The 23167-nt window shown below is 41.7% G+C and carries 21 protein-coding genes, 4 pseudogenes and 1 riboswitch; of the genes and pseudogenes, 19 read left to right on the forward strand and 6 right to left on the reverse strand.

The window, feature by feature from the left end; all coding sequences use genetic code 11:
* Nucleotides 1-70 precede the first annotated feature (70 nt).
* Nucleotides 71-895, reverse strand: a complete 825-nt coding sequence (locus AC58P7_RS17985; protein ID WP_497345192.1) for an alpha/beta fold hydrolase — start codon at nucleotides 893-895, stop codon at nucleotides 71-73.
* A 183-nt stretch (nucleotides 896-1078) separates the two neighbouring features.
* Here AC58P7_RS17985 and AC58P7_RS17990 point away from each other — a divergent pair, with 183 nt between their 5' ends.
* The 5 genes from AC58P7_RS17990 to AC58P7_RS18010 all read left to right on the forward strand — a co-directional run bounded on the left by AC58P7_RS17990 (nucleotide 1079) and on the right by AC58P7_RS18010 (nucleotide 6396).
* On the forward strand, nucleotides 1079-1675 hold the full coding sequence (locus tag AC58P7_RS17990) for a TetR/AcrR family transcriptional regulator (protein WP_497345194.1): 597 nt from the start codon (nucleotides 1079-1081) through the stop codon (nucleotides 1673-1675).
* A 69-nt stretch (nucleotides 1676-1744) separates the two neighbouring features.
* Nucleotides 1745-2374, forward strand: a complete 630-nt coding sequence (locus AC58P7_RS17995; protein WP_497345196.1) for a class I SAM-dependent methyltransferase — start codon at nucleotides 1745-1747, stop codon at nucleotides 2372-2374.
* Nucleotides 2375-2733: 359 nt separating this feature from the next.
* A complete protein-coding gene (locus AC58P7_RS18000; protein WP_497345198.1) occupies nucleotides 2734-4173 on the forward strand; it encodes a spore germination protein in 1440 nt (479 codons plus the stop codon).
* A 56-nt stretch (nucleotides 4174-4229) separates the two neighbouring features.
* Nucleotides 4230-5288 (forward strand): Ger(x)C family spore germination protein, encoded by a 1059-nt coding sequence (locus tag AC58P7_RS18005; protein WP_497345200.1) that lies wholly within the window; start codon nucleotides 4230-4232, stop codon nucleotides 5286-5288.
* Nucleotides 5289-5298: 10 nt separating this feature from the next.
* Nucleotides 5299-6396, forward strand: a complete 1098-nt coding sequence (locus AC58P7_RS18010; protein WP_497345202.1) for a GerAB/ArcD/ProY family transporter — start codon at nucleotides 5299-5301, stop codon at nucleotides 6394-6396.
* A 320-nt stretch (nucleotides 6397-6716) separates the two neighbouring features.
* Here AC58P7_RS18010 and AC58P7_RS18015 read toward each other — a convergent pair whose 3' ends face one another.
* Complete coding sequence (locus AC58P7_RS18015; RefSeq protein ID WP_497345204.1) at nucleotides 6717-7895, reverse strand: MFS transporter; 1179 nt, start codon at nucleotides 7893-7895, stop codon at nucleotides 6717-6719.
* A 207-nt stretch (nucleotides 7896-8102) separates the two neighbouring features.
* On the opposite strand from AC58P7_RS18015, the pseudogene AC58P7_RS18020 reads away from it, so the two are divergent.
* The 4 genes and pseudogenes from AC58P7_RS18020 (at nucleotide 8103) to AC58P7_RS18035 (ending at nucleotide 11855) form a co-directional block, all read left to right on the forward strand.
* Nucleotides 8103-8646, forward strand: a pseudogene (locus AC58P7_RS18020) (LysR family transcriptional regulator).
* A 96-nt stretch (nucleotides 8647-8742) separates the two neighbouring features.
* Nucleotides 8743-9153, forward strand: a complete 411-nt coding sequence (locus AC58P7_RS18025) for a hypothetical protein (protein WP_497345206.1) — start codon at nucleotides 8743-8745, stop codon at nucleotides 9151-9153.
* Nucleotides 9154-10302: 1149 nt separating this feature from the next.
* A riboswitch (cyclic di-GMP riboswitch) is annotated at nucleotides 10303-10383 on the forward strand.
* 148 nt (nucleotides 10384-10531) lie between these two features.
* Nucleotides 10532-10615, forward strand: coding sequence for a putative holin-like toxin (locus tag AC58P7_RS18030; protein WP_497345294.1), 84 nt, complete (start codon nucleotides 10532-10534; stop codon nucleotides 10613-10615).
* Nucleotides 10616-10892: 277 nt separating this feature from the next.
* A complete protein-coding gene (locus tag AC58P7_RS18035) occupies nucleotides 10893-11855 on the forward strand; it encodes a S8 family peptidase (protein ID WP_497345208.1) in 963 nt (320 codons plus the stop codon).
* Nucleotides 11856-12063: 208 nt separating this feature from the next.
* Here the strand turns inward: AC58P7_RS18035 and AC58P7_RS18040 are convergent, their stop codons facing one another.
* The 3 genes and pseudogenes from AC58P7_RS18040 to AC58P7_RS18050 form a co-directional block, all read right to left on the reverse strand.
* Complete coding sequence (locus tag AC58P7_RS18040; RefSeq protein WP_497345296.1) at nucleotides 12064-12381, reverse strand: lamin tail domain-containing protein; 318 nt, start codon at nucleotides 12379-12381, stop codon at nucleotides 12064-12066.
* A gap of 15 nt (nucleotides 12382-12396) precedes the next feature.
* Nucleotides 12397-13080: pseudogene (locus AC58P7_RS18045) on the reverse strand (DUF2278 family protein); the annotation flags it as partial.
* Nucleotides 13081-13691: 611 nt separating this feature from the next.
* A pseudogene (locus tag AC58P7_RS18050) lies at nucleotides 13692-14317 on the reverse strand (IS1595 family transposase).
* 74 nt (nucleotides 14318-14391) lie between these two features.
* On the opposite strand from AC58P7_RS18050, the gene AC58P7_RS18055 reads away from it, so the two are divergent.
* The 6 genes and pseudogenes from AC58P7_RS18055 to AC58P7_RS18080 form a co-directional block, all read left to right on the forward strand.
* A complete protein-coding gene (locus AC58P7_RS18055; protein ID WP_497345210.1) occupies nucleotides 14392-15636 on the forward strand; it encodes a Gfo/Idh/MocA family protein in 1245 nt (414 codons plus the stop codon).
* A gap of 22 nt (nucleotides 15637-15658) precedes the next feature.
* Nucleotides 15659-15883: a family 1 glycosylhydrolase gene (locus AC58P7_RS18060; protein WP_497345298.1), complete on the forward strand. Its 225-nt coding sequence runs from the start codon at nucleotides 15659-15661 to the stop codon at nucleotides 15881-15883.
* Between the two features lie 17 nt (nucleotides 15884-15900).
* A complete protein-coding gene (locus AC58P7_RS18065; protein WP_497345300.1) occupies nucleotides 15901-16065 on the forward strand; it encodes an SDR family NAD(P)-dependent oxidoreductase in 165 nt (54 codons plus the stop codon).
* 236 nt (nucleotides 16066-16301) lie between these two features.
* Nucleotides 16302-16538 (forward strand): hypothetical protein, encoded by a 237-nt coding sequence (locus AC58P7_RS18070; protein WP_497345212.1) that lies wholly within the window; start codon nucleotides 16302-16304, stop codon nucleotides 16536-16538.
* Nucleotides 16539-17093: 555 nt separating this feature from the next.
* A complete protein-coding gene (locus tag AC58P7_RS18075) occupies nucleotides 17094-17504 on the forward strand; it encodes a hypothetical protein (RefSeq protein WP_497345214.1) in 411 nt (136 codons plus the stop codon).
* Between the two features lie 271 nt (nucleotides 17505-17775).
* Nucleotides 17776-18297: pseudogene (locus AC58P7_RS18080) on the forward strand (SMI1/KNR4 family protein); the annotation flags it as partial.
* Here AC58P7_RS18080 and AC58P7_RS18085 read toward each other — a convergent pair.
* A complete protein-coding gene (locus AC58P7_RS18085) occupies nucleotides 18293-18424 on the reverse strand; it encodes a hypothetical protein (protein WP_497345216.1) in 132 nt (43 codons plus the stop codon). The pseudogene AC58P7_RS18080 and the gene AC58P7_RS18085 sit on opposite strands and share 5 nt — an antisense overlap.
* 132 nt (nucleotides 18425-18556) lie before the next feature.
* On the opposite strand from AC58P7_RS18085, the gene AC58P7_RS18090 reads away from it, so the two are divergent.
* The 4 genes from AC58P7_RS18090 to AC58P7_RS18105 all read left to right on the forward strand — a co-directional run bounded on the left by AC58P7_RS18090 (nucleotide 18557) and on the right by AC58P7_RS18105 (nucleotide 23082).
* Entirely contained in the window at nucleotides 18557-20044 is a 1488-nt protein-coding gene (locus AC58P7_RS18090) for a hypothetical protein (protein WP_497345218.1), read from the forward strand.
* Nucleotides 20045-20297: 253 nt separating this feature from the next.
* Nucleotides 20298-20564, forward strand: a complete 267-nt coding sequence (locus AC58P7_RS18095; RefSeq protein ID WP_497345219.1) for a hypothetical protein — start codon at nucleotides 20298-20300, stop codon at nucleotides 20562-20564.
* 200 nt (nucleotides 20565-20764) lie between these two features.
* Nucleotides 20765-21046: a DUF6985 domain-containing protein gene (locus AC58P7_RS18100; protein ID WP_497345302.1), complete on the forward strand. Its 282-nt coding sequence runs from the start codon at nucleotides 20765-20767 to the stop codon at nucleotides 21044-21046.
* A gap of 104 nt (nucleotides 21047-21150) precedes the next feature.
* Complete coding sequence (locus tag AC58P7_RS18105; protein WP_497345221.1) at nucleotides 21151-23082, forward strand: fructose-1,6-bisphosphatase; 1932 nt, start codon at nucleotides 21151-21153, stop codon at nucleotides 23080-23082.
* The last annotated feature ends 85 nt before the right edge of the window (nucleotides 23083-23167 follow it).

The raw sequence follows: 23167 nt of genomic DNA on the forward strand, positions 1-23167 counted from the left end.
TCACATTGGGTGAACGTTTATTTTATTTTAGAAGGTGATGGAAAAATATAGTCCACCACCCAAGATCCCCTTATTTTTGGTTTAAATGTTGGGCAAGTATTAAAATGAATTCTGTTTGAGCTTCCAAGGGGGTGAAATGACCTATGCCAGGAATGATATGAAAAGAAGCATGCGGTAGCTCTTCATTTTTTAACTTTAGTCCAAGATGCGGATGTATATAAGAATCGTTCTCCCCGAAAATGATGGTTACCGGCATAGAAAGAAATTCAGCTAATCGTCCACGATAAATTTCAAGCTTTTCCATATCTCCTGAGCGGTAGAGCTCTAAAGTAATTTTATCCTTGATTGGATCTGCGAACAGCTCATAGAAATCATTTACGATTGCTTGAGATACATGGGGGACAGATTTCTTCATAAACCCTTCAAAAACGGGCTTGTTTTGAAGATAGGCAACCCATTGCTCTCCTCCGCCAAGAGAACGAATTATTAATGCGTCTTTATGCCAAATAAAATCAGGACTAAAAGTAGCATCTGAAATAACTAAACTTTGCACACGCCCAGGATTCATACAGGCCCACCTTGATCCTATAAGAACCCCCCAGTCATGTGTGACGAGATGAAAATGCTCAATGGCAATCTCGGCTGAAAAATCGCTAATAAATTCCATATAACGCTCCCACGTAGACGGCTCATCGAAGGCTTCACTTTGTCCAAAACCAGGAAGATCCGGAGCGATAGCTCTAAAACCGGCATTCTGGACGGCCAGGGCAGCTTCTGCCCATAGCAATGAGGATTCAGGGAATCCGTGCAAAAAAAGTACGGCTGGAGCATCCGGATTGCCGCAATCTAAATAGTAAGTCTCTTTTCCTTGAACTGGTATGGTTTTCTTTTGCATGATATACAAATCCTCTCTATATTTAATACCGACCGGTCTGTTTTAAAATAACATAACACTAGCTTTACAGCAAGATTTTTCTTCTAGCTGAAATGATGATGTTTAGGTATTCTTGATTGTTTTTCAGGAAGTAGTATAATATTTAAGACCAAATGGTACTTTTTTGAGGGGGAAGGTTTTATCATGCGCAAAGGCCAAATAACCAAAGAACATATCATTCGCGAATCGGCTGGTTTATTTAATACGAAGGGATATACAGGCGCTTCCTTATCTGAAATTATAGATCGTTGCGGTATACGCAAGGGTGGGATTTACAATCATTTTGAAAATAAAGATGAAATTGCTTTTGCGGCCTTTGATTATTCTTTTTCTCAAATTCTAACTCTTCTTTCCAAAGCACTAGGGAATGCATCCAACTCTAAAGAGAAACTGTTGGCTATATGTGAGGTTTATATCGATATCATTGAAAGTGATACGTTGGAGGGAGGATGTCCAATATTAAATACAGCGATTGAAAGCGACGATGGACACCCTCTTCTCAAAGAACGGGCTCAACAAGCGATGACAATTTTAATCGAAAAGTTAACCATGCTTATAGTCGAAGGCATTAAGAATAAAGAATTTAAAAATGATATAGATCCTGAAGAAGTGTGCAGCTATATCATTGCTGTGGTTGAAGGAGGCGTTATGCTAAGTAAATTATTTGATGATAGCAAGTATATTCGTCATTGCGCGAGTAATGTAGTTCAATATATCGATAATAGGATGCTGATCAAATAAACACTTCATTAGGTGTTTGTGGGTTAAGATAGCATTCCAATTAATATAAAACATAAAGGTGATAGAGATATGACGGAATTCTGGGAATCAAGTTTTATAGAAAAACAAACGATGTGGGGATTTGAACCTACAGACTCCGCAATCGTGACTAAGGACTTTTTCCTTGAAAAGAATGTTAAGGACATACTTATACCAGGTATTGGATATGGCAGAAATGCAAAGGTTTTTATTGACAATGGAATAAAAGTAACAGGTATTGAGATTTCAAAAACAGCGATTGATTTGGCGAGGCAAAACGGGCTTGATATTAGTATTTTTCAGGGTTCAGTAACTGTTATGCCTTTTGATAACAAACGCTATGACGGTATATTTTGCTATGCACTTATTCACTTATTGAATAATCGTGAGAGAGATAAGTTTATTAAAGATTGCTATAATCAGTTAAAGCCAAATGGATATATGATTTTTACGACTGTTTCAAAAAAAGCCCCAATGTTTGGAAAGGGCAAACAATTGGATAAAGACTATTTTGAGATAATGGAAGGCGTAAAAATGTTTTTTTATGATTCTGACTCCATAATACAAGAATTTGAAAAATATGGACTGGTCGAGTTTTCAGAAATTGACGAGCCAAGTAAGAACATGAAAAATAAACCTCCAGTAAAATTTATAATTATAAAATGTAAGAAAGAACTATAAATACACAGTAATAGTATCAAAATTTTCAGTTAGCGATAATTGCATTGGAGGGCGCTTTATTTTGTTCATTCAAGTAACAGGCAACATTCCTATTATGTAGAAATACGAGGTTTGAAAAATAAAAAGACTCCTTGGTATGATGTTTATGGTTCAAAAGCCACTGAACTGCTGGGGACGGAAGTCGCACCGCGAGTTCGGGAAGAGTTCGCAACAACTTGATGTCAGATGATAGCCCAACAATCTAGTTTTTGGATTGTTGGGCTTTTTTTTTATGCGTTACAAGTAATTGAAAACAATCGTTTCCTTTGAGAATAACTTTGTCTAAAATTGGGAAACTTTTAGTTTAGAGGTGCTATACAGTGGACAATCAACGTTCAGAACTACCGAAAAAAATAAAAGAGGGGCTCGCAAGTCCGCCCGATCTTATGATAAAATCCTTCGCCGTTGGGGAAAGGTCGGAACTCTCTTGCCTTTATTTAACGACATTAATAAATAAGGAACTCATTGAAGAACTTGTGTTTTGCAATATTTTATCGTCACAACAACCGATTCCTGAAAACCAAGATTCCGCTCAATGGTTATTAACAGCATTCGGCCAATTGGAAGTAAAGCCAGTGCAAGGGTTGCACGCCTGTATTCAAGAACTGTTAGATGGGCAATGTATAGTCCTTCCGACAGTAGGGGAAGGCGTGTCTATTAATGCTCGCAAACAGGAGCAGCGCAACATTACAGAGCCCGAAATGGAGTCCGTGGTCAGGGGGCCGAGAGAAGGCTTCGTGGAAGACTGGTCACGAAATGTATCGCTGATTCGGAAGCGACTGAAGAATGACAAATTGGTCATTGAAAAAATGCTAATCGGTACGGAAAGCAATACGACGGTATGCTTATTGTTCATGCGTGGAATCGCACCTCAGGAAGTCATAGATGAATTCAGGAAAAGGTTGAAAGCGATTCGAACAGACAGCATTCTAGAGAGTTCCTATATTGAGGAGTTTATCCAGGACAAAGCCTTGACTCCGTTCCCGCAATTCATTGCCTCCGAGAGGCCGGATGCGATCGCAGCGAAATTATTAGAGGGACAAGCGGCTGTCATAACGGACGGTACTCCCATAGTATTAGCGGGGCCGATTACGTTCTTTCAATTATTCACCGCGCCCGAGGATTATTATCAGCGGGCCGACATCGCCACCTTATTACGGTGGTTACGCATGTGTGCGTTTATTATCTCGATCTTTACGCCTTCCTTGTATATTTCCGTGGCGAGTTATCATCAGGATCTGCTTCCAGGAGTGATGCTTACCAACTTGGCCGCGCAACGGGAAGGGGTCCCTTTCCCGGGAGCGATCGAAGCATTTCTCATGTTATTCGTATTTGAAGTGATTCGTGAAGCAGGGCTGCGCATGCCTCGGATCGCCGGTCAAGCAATTTCCATTGTAGGGGCCCTGGTGCTTGGTCAAGCTGCTGTAGAAGCAGGAATCGTATCGGCTGCGATGATTATCGTTGTTTCGATAACGGCTATCGCAAATTTTGTTGCTCCGACGTATGGGTTTGGAATCGCCCAACGAATAATCCAATTTATTTTTATGATTTTGGCAAGTTTTTTGGGTTTTTTCGGGCTTATGTGCGGCGTCTTTTTTCTCTTGATTCATATCGTCTCTCTTCAGTCTTTTGGTGTTCCTTTCTTTGCGCCGCTGGCGCCTGTTCGAAAATCCGATTGGAGAGACTCGCTAATTCGTGTTTCTAGACCTTTAATGCAAAAGAATAAAGAATCGACAAAAATTGAGTCGGAGAAGTCATGATAAAACGATTATTGCTGATATTTAGCGTGCTAGTAATCTGTCCCGGATGCTGGGATATGAAAGAAATCAACCATTTGGCACTCGTAGATATGGTAGGGATAGATCGCGATGATCGTGGAGACTTCATTGCTTACTTTCAAGTTTTGAATCCGACTTCGCTTGAGGCTCGAAATAGCGGTCCGGCTAAAGCGGCGGTATATACGTTTAAATTCGCCGCTTCCAACCCGATGCAAATAACGGAAAAAGCCAGTGAAATGATGTCCAGAAAATTATACACATCACATTTGCAGTGTTACATCATCACGGAGAGAGAAGCAAGATACGGATTAATGACACTGTCTAACTTCTTGGATAATTTTCCGGATCGTCGAACGAATGTTTATTTCGCCCTTACGGACGAACCGTTATCGAAGGTCACGGAATCGTTCACACTACTTGACCGTATACCGGGAAGGAACATCCGAAGGATGCTCGATTTCCAAGCAAAAAGTTGGAGTATGAGTGTGTATCCAATCAGAATGAAGGATATTATTTCCGGCATTCCGTTTAGCCGGCCGACCATTATTCCTATCGTTCATTATTTTGGGAAACAACCGGCTTCAACATCGGAGCGATTAGAAAATATCAATGCTACCAAGGATGTTTTCAATATCACGGGAGGAGCCGTCTTTCTTCATGCGAAAATGGTCGGAAAGATAGATAACGATAGAAAAAAATTGTTTTATGTCTTAAACGGGTTTTCACATAGGAGCAATGAAGTTATCACCATACATGGAGAGAGCGTTAATTTGGAAGTGAACAACATCCGAATTGACCGGAAGTGGAAGTCCGGCAACGTTTTGCATATTCGCATCCATACGGAGTTAGGAATCACATACAATGAACAGAAACAAAGATTAACATTAGAGAATATTGACGAAATGACGAAATCTTTCAATGCTTATTATAAAGAAAAGAGCAATAAGTTTGTACGGTTCGCCCGGGATCATCATTGGGATTTGCTTGGGATTGGTGATACGAAACAAGGCTATGGCAAGTGGGAAGATATTACCGTGGACTTTGAAGTTCAATCGAAAGTAACGACTAATGGTAACATGATTACACCATATGAGTAGGGGATTTCCATTGGAGAAAACATCGATAAGTACGATTCAAATGTTTTTTATTACAACTTGCTACGTGGTGGGAACAACCTTTCTCTTACTGCCAACCGCAACGATCATGGATGCGAAGCAGTATGGGTGGGTGGTTGAATTATGGAGTACAGGCTTCGGGGTAGCGATCGGGGCAATATGGATTTACCTATCCAGCCAGCATCCGGGCCTCTCGCTTATAGAAATCTCCAATAAAGTCTTGGGGAAGTATGTTGGCGGATTCATTTCGTTTTGTTATATCGTATTATTTCTCCAAATAACTTCATGGGTTACCCGTAATATGAGCGACTTCATGCACGTCACGCTAATGCCGAGAACGCCTCAAACGGTTTTTCACATCATGGCTCTAGTCGTCTGCGCATATGCTGTCGTAAAAGGGATCCGCTCGATTGCGCTGGTCAGCATTATTGTAGTGCCGTTCATTTCCATCACATTTTGGGTTCCGTTTACCATTATGTTACAGGAATGGGATTGGAGAAACTTCTCGATACCATTCGATTTTGAGTTTTGGCCAACGGTAGCGAAAACAAAATATGCACTTGGATTTCCTTTTATGGAGACAATTTCCTTTATGATGATTTTTCCACTGATCCGCCAGAAGCTCAAGACCGCCTTTTTGGGTGGAACTGCATTTGCGGGCATTCAAATCGCCATTTCCGTATTTTTTGTGATTGGAATATTAGGGGTCTATCGATCGTCCCATCTTCTTTACCCTGAGTATGTTATCTTTCGGGAAATGGAGTTTTCCAGTTTTATGGAGCACTTCGATTCGATTCTTTCCGTGAACGTTATCTTAGTCGTCTTCGTAAAACTTAGCCTCATTTATTATTGTACCGTTACAGCTATCTGTCAGTTATTTTCCGTTCAAAATCGAGCATTGGTTGCATATCCTCTGGCGTGGGTGATTTCCGGTTATGCTGCACTATTCTCAAACATTTCCGAAAACGCGACATGGGTTCATAATTATTTGTTTATTTATTATGTCCCGTTCGGAATCGGCTTTCCGTTGCTGTTGATTGCGGTCTCCTGGTTTCGCAAACAGGGAAGAGGAGAGAAGCGTATCGCATGATCAGACTTCTTGGGATATTTGCCGTTTTTATCGTGGGGGGAGTCATGATCATGAGAAGAATAGAATCCCCACGACATGAAAAGCGGACCTTTGTTGTGATCACTTGTATCGGTCTCGCTCTATGGGTCAGCCTTCTACTCCATCGACCATTTGATTTGAACAAGGCCATAGGATGGATGATCAATCGCTTTTTCAATATACGTACACATTAGCCAAATTCGAACATTGTTGGTTAATCAGCGCACGCACGTTCTCCAGCGCTGAATACTCGGGCAGCGGCACAAAAGCGGCAGATACGAAACGGAAGCGCCGAAATCTTTTTAAGGGGAGGACTTACTTGCTTGTGCACCAAGGAGACGTCGCGACAACAGTAAGGCAAAAGCCAGAAAAGCTAATACGATAAAACCATACAACAGGAAATAGCCACCCATATGGTAGAATAGACTGCCAACGATCGGGCTACAAGCCATTCCCATATAGCGAAAAAAGTTATAAGCACCGACGGCGGTCGCGCGGTTTTTCATGAAAGCGCCCGTCAGCAGCGTCGTCTGCACGGGGAGCGAGAGCCCAAGGAATAACCCGAAGCAGATAATACCGGCCAGCAACCAAGCTATTGAAATCGAGTAGAAGATTAGGAAAAACAACACCGAAGACACATTTAGAAAAGTAGTCAGAACGATGACCTTTTTTCCGTCTATCCGTGCTTGGATTTTGCCTCCGAAGAAACTGCCTAGCACAATGCAGAGGGACATCGGCAGGAATACCAGTCCCTTTTGCTCAGCCGACAAGCCGTAACGTTCGCTTAAAATGTTCGGCAGAAACACAAGAAAACTATAAAAGACGTAATATTGTATAAACCCGAGAAAAATGACCGACGACCCGATCCGATTCTGTAGTATCGGCACGAAGTCCCGCAATTGAAAGCGGGCAGGCTTATCGTTATCGGGCTTGGTTTCCTGCAGGAAGGTGTAGTTGCAGATAAGCACAAGCAGACCTGTAGCCGCAAGCGCGAGGAACACAGAGTGAAAATTAAACAAACCGCTAAGGAAGCCGCCGATGATCGGTCCGAGTACAGGGCCCAGTGACACCATCATCTGGAATGTCCCCATCGCCTGGCCGCGTTCTTTCCCATCGAACAAATCACTAATAACCGTGACGGCCACTACGGAGCCAGCGGCGATTCCGATCGCCTGCAGCGCCCGGAAGACGAGCAACAGCTCTATACTTTTAGATAAAAAGCAACCAAGTGACGCGATAACATACAGCGATATGCCGAACAGGATGACTTTTCGTCGCCCTTTCGAGTCGGTAAGCGGACCATAGATGATCTGCATGATGGCAAGAAAAAAGGTAAATACGGAAATCGTCAGGTTGACGACAAACGAAGTTGTGTGGAATTGACTAGCAACCTCGGGTAACACCGGCGTGTAGATGGTTTGCGTGAACGGCCCAAGAAATGCGGCAAACGCCACAATATAAACAACGAATTTACGATTCATGATGTGTAATCCTTTCTATGAAGTCTGTCCTATTTACTATTCAATAGTATCCCTAGACCAACTGAAATCATTAACCACCTGCTGCGAACACTCATTTTTGGTCCTCCCAAATCGCATTATTGTCATCGTACTTGAAATCGATTATTTATTCCAACGCATTTCATGTTATAATCTCATTGACTTGAGGGAATGAATGGACAGTGCGAAATGGAACTTCTTCAACTGCAATATTTTCTCGCGGTAGCTCGTTTGGAACATATGACCGAAGCTGTACGAATTCTGCACGTTACGCAATCGTCACTAAACAAAACGATTCAACGCTTGGAGGAGGATCTAGGGGTCCCTCTATTCGATCGAATAGGTAGGAAGCTGCGATTGAATGAGTTCGGAAGCAGATTCCTTCGCCGTGCAGAAACAAATGCTGACCACGCAGGAAATGGTTACGCTTCTTGATAGAGGAGAGGTTGATTTTTGCTTGTCCTCACCTCCTATAGAAGGGGATGACATCGAATGTCAAGTCGTGTTTATCGACCCAATCCTTGTAGCTGTTCCAAAGGGGCATCGGCTAGCAGATCGAAGCAGCGTATCCTTGACAGAGCTAAGGGATGAATGGTTTGTCGGTGTAAAGATAGGGCTAATACGGGAGATAGCTTTATTATGGCACAGGAGTCGATATTTTTCGCGGGCTGCTCTGGAATTCCGTGAGGTAGTTGTAGAATATTTTGTGGCGATATCCAAAGGAAACCGTTAGCTTCGCCATTTCAAATTCGTGATGCACCATCCACGATTTAGCTAAAATCATTCAGTATCACCAAGGATAAGGAAGAGAAAGGGCACCAACATCATTATGAAACGAACTTACATGCGCGTGGGCAGCATTGTAGTAGCCGTAATTGCTGTCGCTAGTCTAATTATAGGAATTAAAGCATTGTTAACGATTCAGAACACAAATCGCATTACGAATGTTGAACTGGTCGGGGCGCAAACGATTTACGGAGAACCTGGCTCCCAAATGATCGTTCGGATGGGAAAAACACTGGCCGTGGCAACGGATAAAGAAGGCATTCCAGATCTGACCGCAGGTTTGGATCTTCAGCCGGGAACATCGATTCCAGATAATCATTTGCTGTTTTTTCCAAAAACGACCCGAGGGCTCCAAGCCGATCTCCACACAGATAACGAGATTTGGATCACGGTTCGCGGCGGGTATACAGTTTATGATGAGAGCGGAAAGAAAATAAAACCGATTATTGAATGATTCGTAGAACAAAGCTCTTTCCTCTGTAGAGGGAGGGGCTTTGTTTAAATGCAAGCCTCATTTACTCAACCTAGGTACTAGTCAAATGCCTAATTATACTTTATATGTTTCAGTGAAAATAAAGTATTAGATTGACGATGCGTCATTAAGGTAACGGGGGAAGAATGGAAGTAGGAGTAGAACGCTTTGTTATGGAAAAAGAACACAAGTGATTTTTTAATATTGGTAGAGGGGTGATTCGCCTTGAGAACTATCCAAAAGGCAAAGTATTGAAGATGAAAACCAGGAGGTATGGCAGTTATTTCCCCATATCCTTAATGCTGAAAAAGTATGGATAACTATTTGCTTGTCGAGTGACAAGAATTTGTTCCGACTGCCGAATGAGGCCAAGAATATATACTGATTACCGAGACAGAACTGTTTAGAATCTTTACTCATGTCTTGTGACAAGAACATTATCTAATTCCGACGGATTGCAGGAAAGTGAAGACCTTAACGATTAAGCTATTCCAGCTAATAGCTTGTCAATATTTAATTATTAATGTCGGATTCATGAGGTGGTATACTTAAAAAATTGCATAGGAAAGAACCGTTCCATAAAGCACGGCAAGATATTCCATATTTTTTCATTTCTTGTTACTTACTCTAAACGGAATGCTTCCTTAGTAGTTTAGATGGCAAAAATCCAGTGGATGAGTTTATTCACACAAGCAATTACCGCTACTATGAACAGCTTTCCTTCGGCACGTTTCTTATCATAATAAGCTCTTAATTTTATTTCTTCATGCTCTGTGGTGCAGTGCGAGAAATGCATGGATGGCTGCCGGGAAACTTTACTTCAACAATTAATAAGTCTGATTCTAATCAGTGCTGAAATAAGGAGAGTTAAGAATATTGTGACATCCCTATACTGCTTATGTCTTTTCATATGCTGTCGAAATCAGACAGGCAAAATAATTCGGGATATCATGGTATTAAAAGACGATGCTTTTGGACTAGAGGGTATGATGATTTTCCATGATCAAGGGCATTTCTTGCTTATGTTCGACAAATTCTTTGAATGCGCTTATAATTTATAATGTGTCTATCTCCCTATATATTTATCCAATGATTAGGAATATAATAGGTTTACAGTAAATAGAAGTCTACCCAAGATAATGGCAAAACCGTTTAAAGGCGGCGACGCAAAGCTACAGGGGCTAAGGGAAACTATGCCAGCCAGCTATCAAAAGGGTAGGCTTTTTCTGTCCAAAAAACATCTTTGGGTCCTATTATTACCCTTTCACATTACACTTTGTAGACTCTTTTTGTTAGATACTAGGCCACCCGGATCTCCCTTTCGACAGGAAGGAGGAGGGTAAAGGTGAAACCAGATGAAATGATAAAGTTGATTCTACAATTTGGGAGTTTCCTGCTGGCATTGTTAACCTTCATCGCTGTAGTCTTAATAAGAATACATTAATACCTTAAGAGACCTACCTTTCGCCGCTAAACGATCAGGTAGGCATTTATGAACCATTAGCCCAGGAGGTCCCAAAAGCCAAAGTATCTAAAAAAACAGGAGTGTTGGTAGCACTCTTGTTTTTTTATCAAAATTACAACTAGAAAAAATGTTCTCCCCGAATAATAGCATAGAGACAGCAGTCCGATCAACAGTAAATTCAGAATTTTTAAAATATTGAATGTATCATAATTATGGCTTCAATTTATAATTTAATCATATATAGGAGGTAATTAAAATGGAGCGAAAATTACATGTAATTCCCTTTCAAGTGCTGGAACAGGCTGAAAAGGTCAATGAAATTCCTAAAGGTGTTGAAATGATTCAGGCCCCAAAAATTTGGCATCAAACAAAAGGGAAGGGCATAACGGTTGCTATATTGGATACTGGCTGTGATATTACTCACCCTGACTTAAAAGAACGGATTGTCGGAGGAAGAAATTTCACGAACGATGATGGAGGAAAAAGGGATGTATACAAGGATTACAATGGCCATGGTACCCATGTTGCAGGGACGATCGCGGCAACGCAAAATAACAATGGTGTTGTAGGTGTTGCCCCTGAAGCAAATCTGCTCATTATCAAGGTTCTTGATAAAAATGGTTCTGGTCAATACGAATGGATTATTGATGGGATTAACTATGCAATTGAACAAAAAGCGGATATTATTTCTATGTCACTTGGCGGTCCAGTAAATCTTCCTGAACTTCATGAGGCAATTCAAAAAGCCGTTATACACAACATCCTTGTCATTTGTGCAGCAGGAAATGAAGGGGATGGCGTTGATTCAACAGATGAGTTTGATTATCCAGGTTGTTATAATGAAGTGATAAGCGTAGGTGCAATTGACTTGGAGAGACACTCATCCAATTTCTCAAATTCAAACAATGAAGTAGACTTAGTAGGTCCGGGCGAGAAAATATTATCAACTTACTTAAATGGCAAATATGCTACATTGAGTGGAACCTCCATGGCTACTCCACATGTTACCGGAGCAATGGCTCTGATCAAAGTTCTTGTCAATACAAGCTTCGAACGAAATCTCACAGAACGTGAGCTTTATGCCCAATTAATAAAAAGAACGGTACCCTTAGGGAATTCTCCAAAACTTGAAGGTAATGGACTTGTCTATTTAGATATTATGGACAAATTGTCTGGAATATTCAATCAACAATTTGTCGCTAAATTGCTGAGCTTATGATGGATAGTCTAGAAATACTGACACAAGAAAAAGAGAAAAGTAAAGGCAGCCAAAAACTTGGATTAAAGAATTTGTTCGCTAAAGGATAACAAGAGTTAAATAATGTTATGTTGAGAGGATGACATTTCTAACGAAAATAAATCTGCAAAAAAATAAAGAACCGTCTTCCAAACAATTAATTGGAAGGCGGTTCTTCTATTGCATGAACTCAAAAGAGTATCGTCCAGCCTGGTTTTACTTGATGCTTTGTATATGAGACTCCGGCGACTTTTAGCCCGCTAGGGTCGAGTAGAGTAATAATATCACCCTTGTCTCGGAAGAATGCAGGTTCAGTTACTGGGATGGACATAAACTGTCCGGGTTCGATGATGTCATGAATCTTGTACTTTTGCTTAGCTTTGTTTGCAATTACCCACCCTGTCAAGTCTACGGCCCGATTGGAAGCATTCAGCAGTATGACTGTTTCGTAACTGCCGTCTTCAGTCAGCACGACGACCCCTGCGATTCGAATGCTGCCGCCTTCCACCTGAACCGGCGTTATGTCAGTATTAGGTACTGGTTCCTCCGCAGGGCCAGTGATTACGTGTCCCGAATTATCGTCGGTGTGCCATGACTGGGACTGAAAAGCGAGGAATACGGCGATCCACCTGTCCTCCGAGGGGAAGTGAATCAGCAGCCCCCCGTCCTGGTAGACACCGTCGTCTTTCGTAAATGTGCCACTGTTACCTTGATTCATATGAATATCGTGAATGCCGTTGCCGATTTCGAATCCAAAAATTTTGTCCGTCTTGCCGTGTTCAGGACCCCATCTTTCACCGAATGCGTACATAACGGCATCTTCTGTTTCCATCGCGCGTCTGATGTAGAAGTCAAGCTTCTCGTTCAGATCGTTGTCTCTTCCCGGTATATTGAAGGCAAGCGGTAGCATGTTACGGCGATCGAATAGATTGCTACGAATATAATCGAGTGCATGTCCGTCAGGCTTGCTTATCAGCGGCGAAAAACCAAATGGCATAGCAGGCAACTCTGCCGTCGTGACATGCTGAAAATGTTCATTCGTACAGTATAACAACTCGGATGGGCTAAGTTGCGACTTGACATTGATCGCTATGCGGAAGTGTTCGTTATTTGCGATAGCGTGCACGTGGTAATGCGGGTTCTCGTTTGTTCCGAGACGCCGGTCGTGTGCTTTGCATTTGAGTAATCCGTAGGGATGGATGGGCATAATGTTCCTCCTTCAATCCGGACTCGAAAAAGTCCGTTGTTCACTCAATTAACCTTTCCACATAAGGGGAATAATTCCTCTTTCTATTCGTTGTAACTTTTTGTAAACCATGATTCATATAAAAAAAACACGATATCGGATGTCAGATTCAATCAAACAGGCGGCCATTACAGAGTATTGGCTCCAGACAATTAGCTTTAAGGTATTTTTAGTAGAATGGCATAAGCGTCAAGAGTTGAATTAGAGATAGCCTGGCTGCTGAGAGGGCAGTCTGAATATCCTTATTCCTGTTATTCCGAACGGGCAGCATTCCTATTATGAAGAAATATGAGGTTTGTAGAACAAAAAGACTCCTTAGTATTATGTTTATGGGTCCTAGATGCTGGCCAGCGAACGGATCCAAAAACAACATCGACAGTCAATAAGTCGTTTAAACGCTATTATGAAGTCGGTAGAGTGTTAGTCGCTCACAACACGGGACGATATGATGAAGGTGTGAATCAATGATTCTTATTGGGGGGATACGATGAAAGCGCCGCCAACTAATCATACCCTTAAGTACGATTTATTTTATGCGTAAAATGTCGAAGGAAAATAATTATTTATTTTGATTATCCAACTAGCTCAGGATAGGTAATCGTCTTAGATGAAAGGCAACAATGGACTAGCCTGTTGAATAACTCGCTCTTGACCTCACGGCGATTGAATCGATAACAAAACTCATCAAGATACGCTTGAAGGTGCTTTGCCGTGGTAAGTTACCACCAATAAAAGCTTTCGCATTTGAGATGATCGTGTGGAGCAACTTTAGATGATCTGGATTTTCTTTCAGGTCGTACTTTCTAGCTTCATGGTGGAAGCCATTTTGGCCAAAGCTTGGTAAGAACGATATCTATCGCTGGCAAATGTTGATCCAGCTTCAATGTACGTAGTTGCAAAGTCAGTGAGCGTCGTTGCTTTGACGTCAGGAATAACCTTCATCTTTAGGTATTTCGGGCAACCCTTCTTGTCTAGTGATAATGCTACAAGCACGGTAGTTAGTTCGGTGCCGCGCCCGCGTTTCGGCGATCACGGTTGTTTGGTGTTGGCAACCCGTACACTCGTAAAGAGGTAAATTACGAGTCTTAATTTCGTAAGCCTTCTGGTGCTGGCATTTCGGGCATCGATATCCGTCAGGCCACTTCATCTTGAACAAATGCTGATGGCAAGATTCCTCAGTCTGAAACTTCTTTCGCATTCAAAGTCTTTCCTGAGCTAACTGGATAATCAAATTATTTATTATAAGGCGGATACATAACGAGGAGGTTGGAGATGTCATTTTCGGAAAATTCAAGAATAGGTGATTTATTAAAAAGTGAAGCTGCTAAGGCTGTTTTGGAAAAACATTTTCCAGGTTTTACTGCAACGCCAAATTTAGAATTAGCTCATGGATTTACACTTAAGGTGATGTCAGGTTATCCACAGTCAAATATTTCACCTGACCAACTAAAAGCTTGTGTGGAGGAACTGGGGAAAATAGAAGAACCAGGAAAAGAGACGATAACAGTAAAAAGTTTTCAAAATTACAATAGGAAAGGTTTTAAAAATGCTTTGAGATGGGGAATTATCGGTCCCGGAAAAATTGCAAAAAAATTGGCCGAAGCGATAGAGGGGACTGAGGGCTCCGAGCTTTATGCTGTTGCATCAAGTTCATTGGATAGGGCAAGAGCCTTTTCAGAGAATTTTCATGTTCAAAAAGTATATGGTTCCTATGAGGAGTTGGTCGAGGACCCTTCTGTGGATGTCGTTTATATAGCTAATCTCAAAACACAGCACTTTGAATCAGCAAAGCTTGCACTAAATAAAGAAAAAGCAGTGTTATTAGAAAAGCCAATGACAATAAATGCAGAACAGGCTGAAGAATTAATTACCATTGCGCGTAACAAGAATGTTTTTCTGATGGAAGCAATGTGGATGAGATTTAACCCAAATATAAACAAGCTGAAGGAATTGATAAATGAAGGCAGTATAGGTCAGGTGAAAAAAATAGAAGCTGACTTCTCATTTGAGTGTGAACCGGATTCAGCACTTAGATTGCCAGAGTTCGGAGGGGGTGCACTTCTGGATCTTGGAATTTATCCGATATCCTTTGCGAATTGGATTATGGGAAGATTCCCCGACTCCATCACATCAAAATGTAGGTTGACATCAACAGGCGTAGATGGTGTGGATACAGTTACCTTCCAATGGAGAACTGGAGAGCGGGCTGATTTGAGCTTTGGAATTGATAGTCTTGGAACCATGAGCGCTAAAGTTACAGGGACTGATGGCTATATTGAAATATATCCGCTTTTTCATAGTGCACAAGTGATTTGCCTTAATAATTCTCAGGGTGTGAAGGAAATTTCCATCCCCTTCAGGATTAATGGATATGAATATGAGGTAGAAGAAGTAATGCGCTGCCTTGATATGGGCTTGAAGGAAAGTCCTATCATGCAGCTTAATGAAACACTTGAAACCATGAAGCTTATGGATGGACTGCGGTCGCAATGGGGAGTAGTTTTTCCATGTAAATAATACTTGAAAAAGCGAATCAAGGATTGAGTACTTCGGAAATTATTTTCGGTATGCGGTTTCGGAATTGGGCCATTTAAATCCTTATATTTGTACGATTAATGACTGGTCATTATTGGACAATTTTGAATGGCAATTGGGTAATGCCCAAACCTTTGGTCTAATAACAGTTGATCAATCCACTCAAACGAGATATCCAAAGGATAGCCTATCATTATTAGATAATATTAGAAAGGCACGGAATAAATAATGAAAGTCTTGGACAAAGTGGTTGTAGTTACAGGAGCTGGAGGTGGTATAGGACGTGAATTAGTCCTTAATCTCCTTTCAAAAGGTGCAAGTATTGCTGCTGTTGACATTAACAGAGATGCACTGGAAGAAACGATGAATCGAGCTGGTGAAAAAAAGATAAACTATCCACATACATCGTAAATCTAACAGAAAGAGAGGCTGTTGAGGCACTTCCAGAGCAAATAATTGCTCATCATGGGGCAGTAGATGGAATCAGTAAATAATGCTGGGATTATTCAACCGTTTGTGCATGTCAATAACCTTGACTTTGATAAAATCAAACTCGTGATGGATATCAATTATTACGGCACGCTGAACTTAAAGATACCAATGTTAAAGTAACCGTTGTTTTCCCAGGTGGTGTTGGTACAGATATTATGAAAAATTCTGGGGTAGAAGGGTTTACCAATACGAATGCAAGCGAACAAGATATTTCCAAATTGTTAACGCCTAAGGAAGCGGCCGAAATCATTGTTCATGGAATAGAAACAGATCAATACAGAGTGTTAGCAGGTAAAGACTCTAAGATCATGGATAAACTGTATTGTTTGAGTCCTAAACGAGCAGCAGACCTGATTGCTAAAAATATGAAAACTCTAATTGAAGTAAAGTAATTCACTCATTCTTTATAACGGGGCTATGATGACATAGTCTAAATTATTTCATCACGGATTTGGTGAAACTTTCGCCCTTCGAGGAGGAAGGTGCGGATTATGAAGCGCAAATATCTTTGCAACGGATTTGTGTCATTAGACACGAAGCGCGCTTTTTTGTCCAATGACACAAATGTGCCTAGATAATTTTAAATGTAAATGCCTGAGGAATCAGGCTTTTATATTTTTATGTGGGAGGATTTGTGTCATCAAAAAATGCACAAATGTCCCAACATTGTAGTCTTGCGACACAAATCCACCTACTTTATAGGAGTTCGATTTTCATGTTCGTATCATACACGAAATTCTCCGATTGCTAACAAGTTAAACTTAACCGCTCAGCTAACGTGCAGAATGTGCAATGTGTCACATATTAATTCCCAAATATGCTATTATTAGCAAAAAATAGTGGAGGACTCTATCTTGAAAAAATAATTTGGCATCTTAATAGGCTCTATCGTAACTCTATCTACAACAGCCCTAGCTGATACTGGACTTGAAAAGATTGAGGGCTATTTGAACAAAAGTATTTCCTTTAAAATTGACTCACCGATTACTTACAACGGAACGACTTATGTTTCCTTATGTGAATTAGGAAGTAAAGTGGGCAGATCTGTAGCTTGGGATGAACAAGAACGAACAATCATTATAGGTAGTGTAGACGGAATATTTGGTGGGACTAGCGAGCTCGAAGGCATCGTCTTTATAAGTATTACTGAGGCAAACAAACGGCTTCAAAATAAGGGGTTGGGACTTAAATCACTAGGACATTCTAAATTTGCCCTAATAAAATATAATTCCTCTGCTCATGACCCAAATGATTCCGTAGTACTGCGGGATGATATATATAGCGATAACTCGGAGTCTATTAGATATTCTACTTATGCAGAGAAGATTTGGATTCCATATGTTTTACATTCCAAATAAAAGAGTTTGATGAGTGCTACTTCTCTGGGATTAATAATGATGTACACTGGCCGCCTAGCGTTTGTGAAAGACCTATCAAGTATTATTGATAAACACTATCTTTGCGACAAAACTAACGAAAAAACGATTGTGGAGAAGCTTGCATTGCACGGCAGCTCCTCTTTTTTCATTCGGTTAACGGGCAGGTTAACGAGATGCGGGTGTAGAAGATATAAGTCATTTCACTAGCAAATAATTTCGATAAACAAGCTCAAGGAGGATATCTCTAACCATGAAATATTTTACAGATTTTAATCTCTCCCACTTTTGGGAGGATAGTGAATATGCATTGAAAGAATATGTTGAAGATTATCCTTCAGATGAACTTATGAAATCAATCGAAAGAGAATTGGATTACAAATTACCGGCTTCTTATGTAAGTCTAATGATATTACAGAATGGTGGAATACCGAAATACACTTGTTTTCCCACTAATAGTCCTACATCGTGGGCGGAAGACCATATCGCAATTACAGGTATTATGGGTATTGGACGTAACAAGAATTATTCGTTATGCGGAGATCTTGGGAGTCAATTTATGATTGACGAATGGCAATATCCAGCCATTGGAATTGTAATTTGTGATTGTCCATCTGCCGGTCACGATGTAATAATGCTTGATTATCGAAAGTGTGGTAAAAACGGAGAGCCAGAAGTGGTACACGTAGATCAAGAATTTGATTATCATATTACATTTCTAGCGAAAGATTTTGAGACTTTTATTATTGGACTAGTAGATGATTCTTCATTCAACTAACGGTGAACGTTTGCTCAATAAATACTTTCCATTTAAGGCTGCCGGTGATCGGTAGCCTTTTCTTGATGGACGACCGATTTTTTTGGGGGGAACGCAGTTCAGGCATGAAATGTAATTCCAACATTAAGGTGCTCCTCCTGCAACTAGTGAATCATAGGGATTGGCGATTTGCCGCTTCGAAACTTTCTGCTGCCGTTTAACGTCTAATGTTTTATCTGGGAAAATGTGGGAGTGGAGGGTGATCGGTGTGAAGGGTATGAGGAAAAAGAAGTTTATTCTACAGGTGGCCATAGCTGCCTTGCTTGGGGTGCCGGCATTTCTGCAAGGAACTTTGAACGCGGAAGCATCCGGTAAAACCGTGTCCGTTCGGCTTCCAGACTTTCCCGTTACGGTGGACGGCAGGCCGATCGACAGCACAACGCTTGAATACCCACTGATTACATACAAAGACATCACCTACTTTCCGATGACATGGAACGTTGGACAGGGGATGGGCCTGCGGATTAATTGGTCGGAGGAGCAGGGCTTACGCATCGAAGAGAACTGGGACATCAAGACCGATCTGAAGATGGATACGGGCGGTAGCTATAAAAAGGGACGGACGTACGCGGCACGTATCGTGGATTTTCCCGTGACGGTTTCAGGCGAGCGCATCGATAACGCCTCCGAGCCATACCCGCTGCTTGAGATGGGAGATATCACCTATTTTCCGATGACGTGGCATTTCGCACATGACAAGTTCCTGTGGGATACAAGCTGGAGCGACGATAAGGGCTTCTCAATCCGGACGATGCCGAAGCCTTATTTTGCATGGGATGCGGTGTACGACGATGAGTATTTCCTCTATGTGCCTTCGAACGAGGGGGGTGGAATGTTCCGTATCAGCAAGGACTTGCAAGGGATGCCCTTTTACATGAACAAGGAGCAGGCTGCGGACATTTGGACGGCTCGCGAACGGCGCTCCAAGCTCACGACGCCTGAGGCGGCTGAGCTTAACGTGAAAGACGACAAGCTCTGGTACCAAGGAGCCGAACTGCTGGGACTGCAGCCTATTTACGATAAAAACAAGGCATATTACGATCAAAACAAGCTACCCATCGGCGTTATTCATTCGATTCGAACGTACGGCAACGCTGTGCAACTTGACGAGCATACGACGCTTCTATCGGCAACGGTTTATTATTTGGCGGGCACCGTGCCTGCGCCTTATACGCCGCATGAAATGCACACGTATATCGTACGCGATGGCAAAGCCTCCGAGATAAGCGGGTTTGCTCAATCGATTACCGGTTATTCCAAGGCGGACGACGGCACATGGGTTTGGAGCTATTCGCCGAATGTGATAACTACCAGCAGTTACAATTCACGAGGGCTTGTCATGTGGGTCGAGCAGGACGGACAAACGAAGCTGTTTAATGATGTGCTTGGCGCACAGAATGTCTCGATGCTCAATGCGAGTGGAAATGAAGCTGTGGTTGAAACATATACGTTATTCGGCACGGATAAAAAGACGGAAGGCTTCTTCCGGCTTCATGCGGACGGCACGTACGAAAAGATCGGCGACATCGTGTGGAGCGGCGAGGGCGAGAGGGCGTACCGACTGCTTCAAGCTTATGCTGCAGGAGGAGCCTCGTACGTCATCGATTCGCTACAAAACCGCATCATCAACGTTGCCACAGGCCAAAGCCGGGAATGGTGGGATTATGATCTGCTGAATGTGGTGAATGCTGCATCGGCTTCATAAACGGGTTAATCCGAGTATGTTTATTTTACAATTAGAAAAGGAGCCGTGCAGCAAGCAGACGACGGGAAACCGCGGCGCGCTCGAATTAATTTAATGATTTTATTTTTTTCCTCTAATTCATTAAAGGGAATACTTCCATAACATTAACTGCACGGTAATCAGGATTCATAGGATGGGTACATCACTAACGGAAAACAAGAGTTTAAGAAATTACAGGAAGGACAGCCAAGCGAATTGGGTGTAGGAAATCGTGATGCTTAAAAAGGTTATACGGAAAACAATGATAATTTATTCTATTTTTGGTCTGATTGTTGGTATTGGATTACTCATAGCTTCTTTCTATACGAATGAAGCAGTTTTTCAAAGCGGAGAAAAAGTATATGCAAGTGGCGTTGAAGCAGGAATGATAGGCGTTCCAGCTTCTGTTCTAATTGCGTCATTTATCGGATTCATTCACGCAATTTTTTTGTGGTTTCCAATTGTATATATTTATAAGAAATTATCCAACAAGATAAGTTAACTTTACTGAGGACAATATGCTTCATAAATTGGATAATTCAATTAGATTGCTCAACTAACGCAGAACTTTAGCTCAATACTCAACTTAGATGAAGCTGCCGCTGCGCTCGGCAGCTTCGTACGTTAACGGGAGTTATCTATGATAAGATGAAATCAATAAACTTATGAAACGGGTGTTTAAACCATGAAGTTTTTGGGAAAATTGAATTCGACTATCACTGGCATAGAAAAATCGATATAACCATTTTTGGAGTTTCAAGGAATGTAATATTGAGCATTGACGGGTCAGAAGAAGGGGATTTCACTGATGATCAGATAGATGCTTATTCGAGTTTTATTAATGATCAAAATAGATTCTTACTCGCGGCTGAAGATGAGCTGTTTTTGTATTATCAGAGAGTATGTATGGACTATAGGGAGCGATTTGGAGAGGGGAAAGCTGATATTCTTACTCCAATAATTTCAGGGAAATCTAAAACCTAATGTTTTTCCCTTTACTGTTTACACTAAGCTTAAAGGTACGCGGCTAGCCCCATTTAAAAAACCTCTTATACATCACCATATTTCCTTGAAGGGGGACATCTGTTTTGGATGCGCAGTTTCTAGATTTATTAGCCCAGAAATATGATACGGAAGAAAAAGTAGTAACAGAAATCATCAACCTTGAAGCGATCTCCAATCTTCCCAAGGGAACTGAGCATTTTGTCAGTGATTTGCATGGGGAGTTCCAGGCTTTTCAGCATGTACTAAGAAACGGTTCGGGTACCGTAAAAGAGAAAATCAAAGCCTTGTTCCGTGAGGTTTGGACGGATCATGAAATCAATGATTTTGCTGCGTTAGTTTATTATCCGGAAGAAAAAATACAGCTGGTTAAAGGAGACCTGTGCAATAAACAAGCCTTGAACCGATGGTACAGACAAACGATTGAACAAATGCTTAAGCTCATTTCTTATGCCTCTTCCAAATATACGCGCTCGAAATTGCGTAAAGCTCTGCCGGAGCAGTTTGTATATATTGTAGAAGAGCTTCTATACAAGACGGATTCGACCAACAATAAGGACCCTTATTATGAGGAGATATACCGGCAAATTATTTCCTTGGGCCAGGCGGACAAGCTCATTATCGGCCTTGCTTATACGACCCAGCGCCTGGTGGTTGACCATCTTCATGTGGTCGGAGATATCTATGACCGCGGGCCGGACCCCGATAAAATTATGGACACGCTGATCAACTACCATTCTGTAGATATTCAGTGGGGGAACCATGATGTCCTGTGGATAGGCGCCTATGCGGGTTCCCTGGTCTGCCTTGCGAATATTATCCGAATCTGCGCCAGATACGACAATCTGGACATCATCGAAGACGTATATGGAATCAATCTTCGCCCACTGCTGAACTTGGCGGAGAAATACTATGATGACAATCCGGCCTTTAGACCGAAGCTGCAGACCGACCATAACGGTTCGGAGCAGGAAATCCTGCAGATTACCAAAATTCATCAAGCCATTGCCATGATCCAGTTTAAGCTTGAAATCCCTATTATCAAGAGACGCCCATACTTTAATATGTCTGAAAGGCTTTTGCTTGAGCAAATCGATTACGACAAAACTGAAATCAAGATCAACGGTAAAACTTACCCGCTGGAAAACACCTGTTTCGCAACCGTAAATCCGCAGCAGCCTGAAAAATTGCTGGAGGAAGAACAGCAGGTGATGGAAAAGCTGCTGTTCTCCGTTCAGCATTCCGAAAAGCTGGCCAGACATATGAATTATTTTATGAAAAAGGGCAGCCTTTATTTAAAATACAACGGGAATTTGTTATTTCACGGCTGTATTCCTTTAAATGAAGAAGGAAACATGGAAGAAATGCAGATTGAAGACAAGACGTATTCGGGCCGTAAGCTGCTCGATGTTTTTGAATATTATTTACGTTACGCCTTTGCGCATCCGGAAGAGACGGATGATCTGGCTACGGATATGGTATGGTACATCTGGACAGGGGAATGTTCCTCGCTCTTTGGAAAGAGAGAAATGACCACCTTTGAACGGTACTTTATCCAAGATAAAGAAACCTATAAGGAGAGAAAGAACCCTTATTACCATTTGCGTGAAAATGAGGAAATCTGCCGGAAAATCCTGCTGGAGTTTGATATGAATCCGGATCATGGACATATCATTAACGGCCACACGCCAGTTAAAGAAATTCGTGGAGAGAACCCCGTTAAAGCAAACGGGAAAATGGTTGTCATTGACGGCGGTTTTTCCAAAGCCTATCAATCCACAACGGGCATCGCCGGATATACCTTGTTGTATAATTCCTTTGGCATGCAGCTCGTTGCCCATCAGAAATTTAATTCAAAAGAAGATGTGTTATGTAACGGAACGGACGTATTGTCTGTAAAAAGGCTGGTGGACAAAGAACTGGAGCGGAAGCTGGTGAGGGAAACCAATGTCGGGGAGAAGCTGCTGCAGAAAATCTCAAATTTGAAGAATCTCCTGGAATATCGCTACATGAAATGAAACAACTGCTAAATGAAACAAGTTACAGCCGCGTTACGCTCCCTCGAAATGATTCAGTTTCCTCACTCAGACTCATGAATTCGCA

The organism is Paenibacillus sp. J22FR5 (assembly GCF_059691975.1).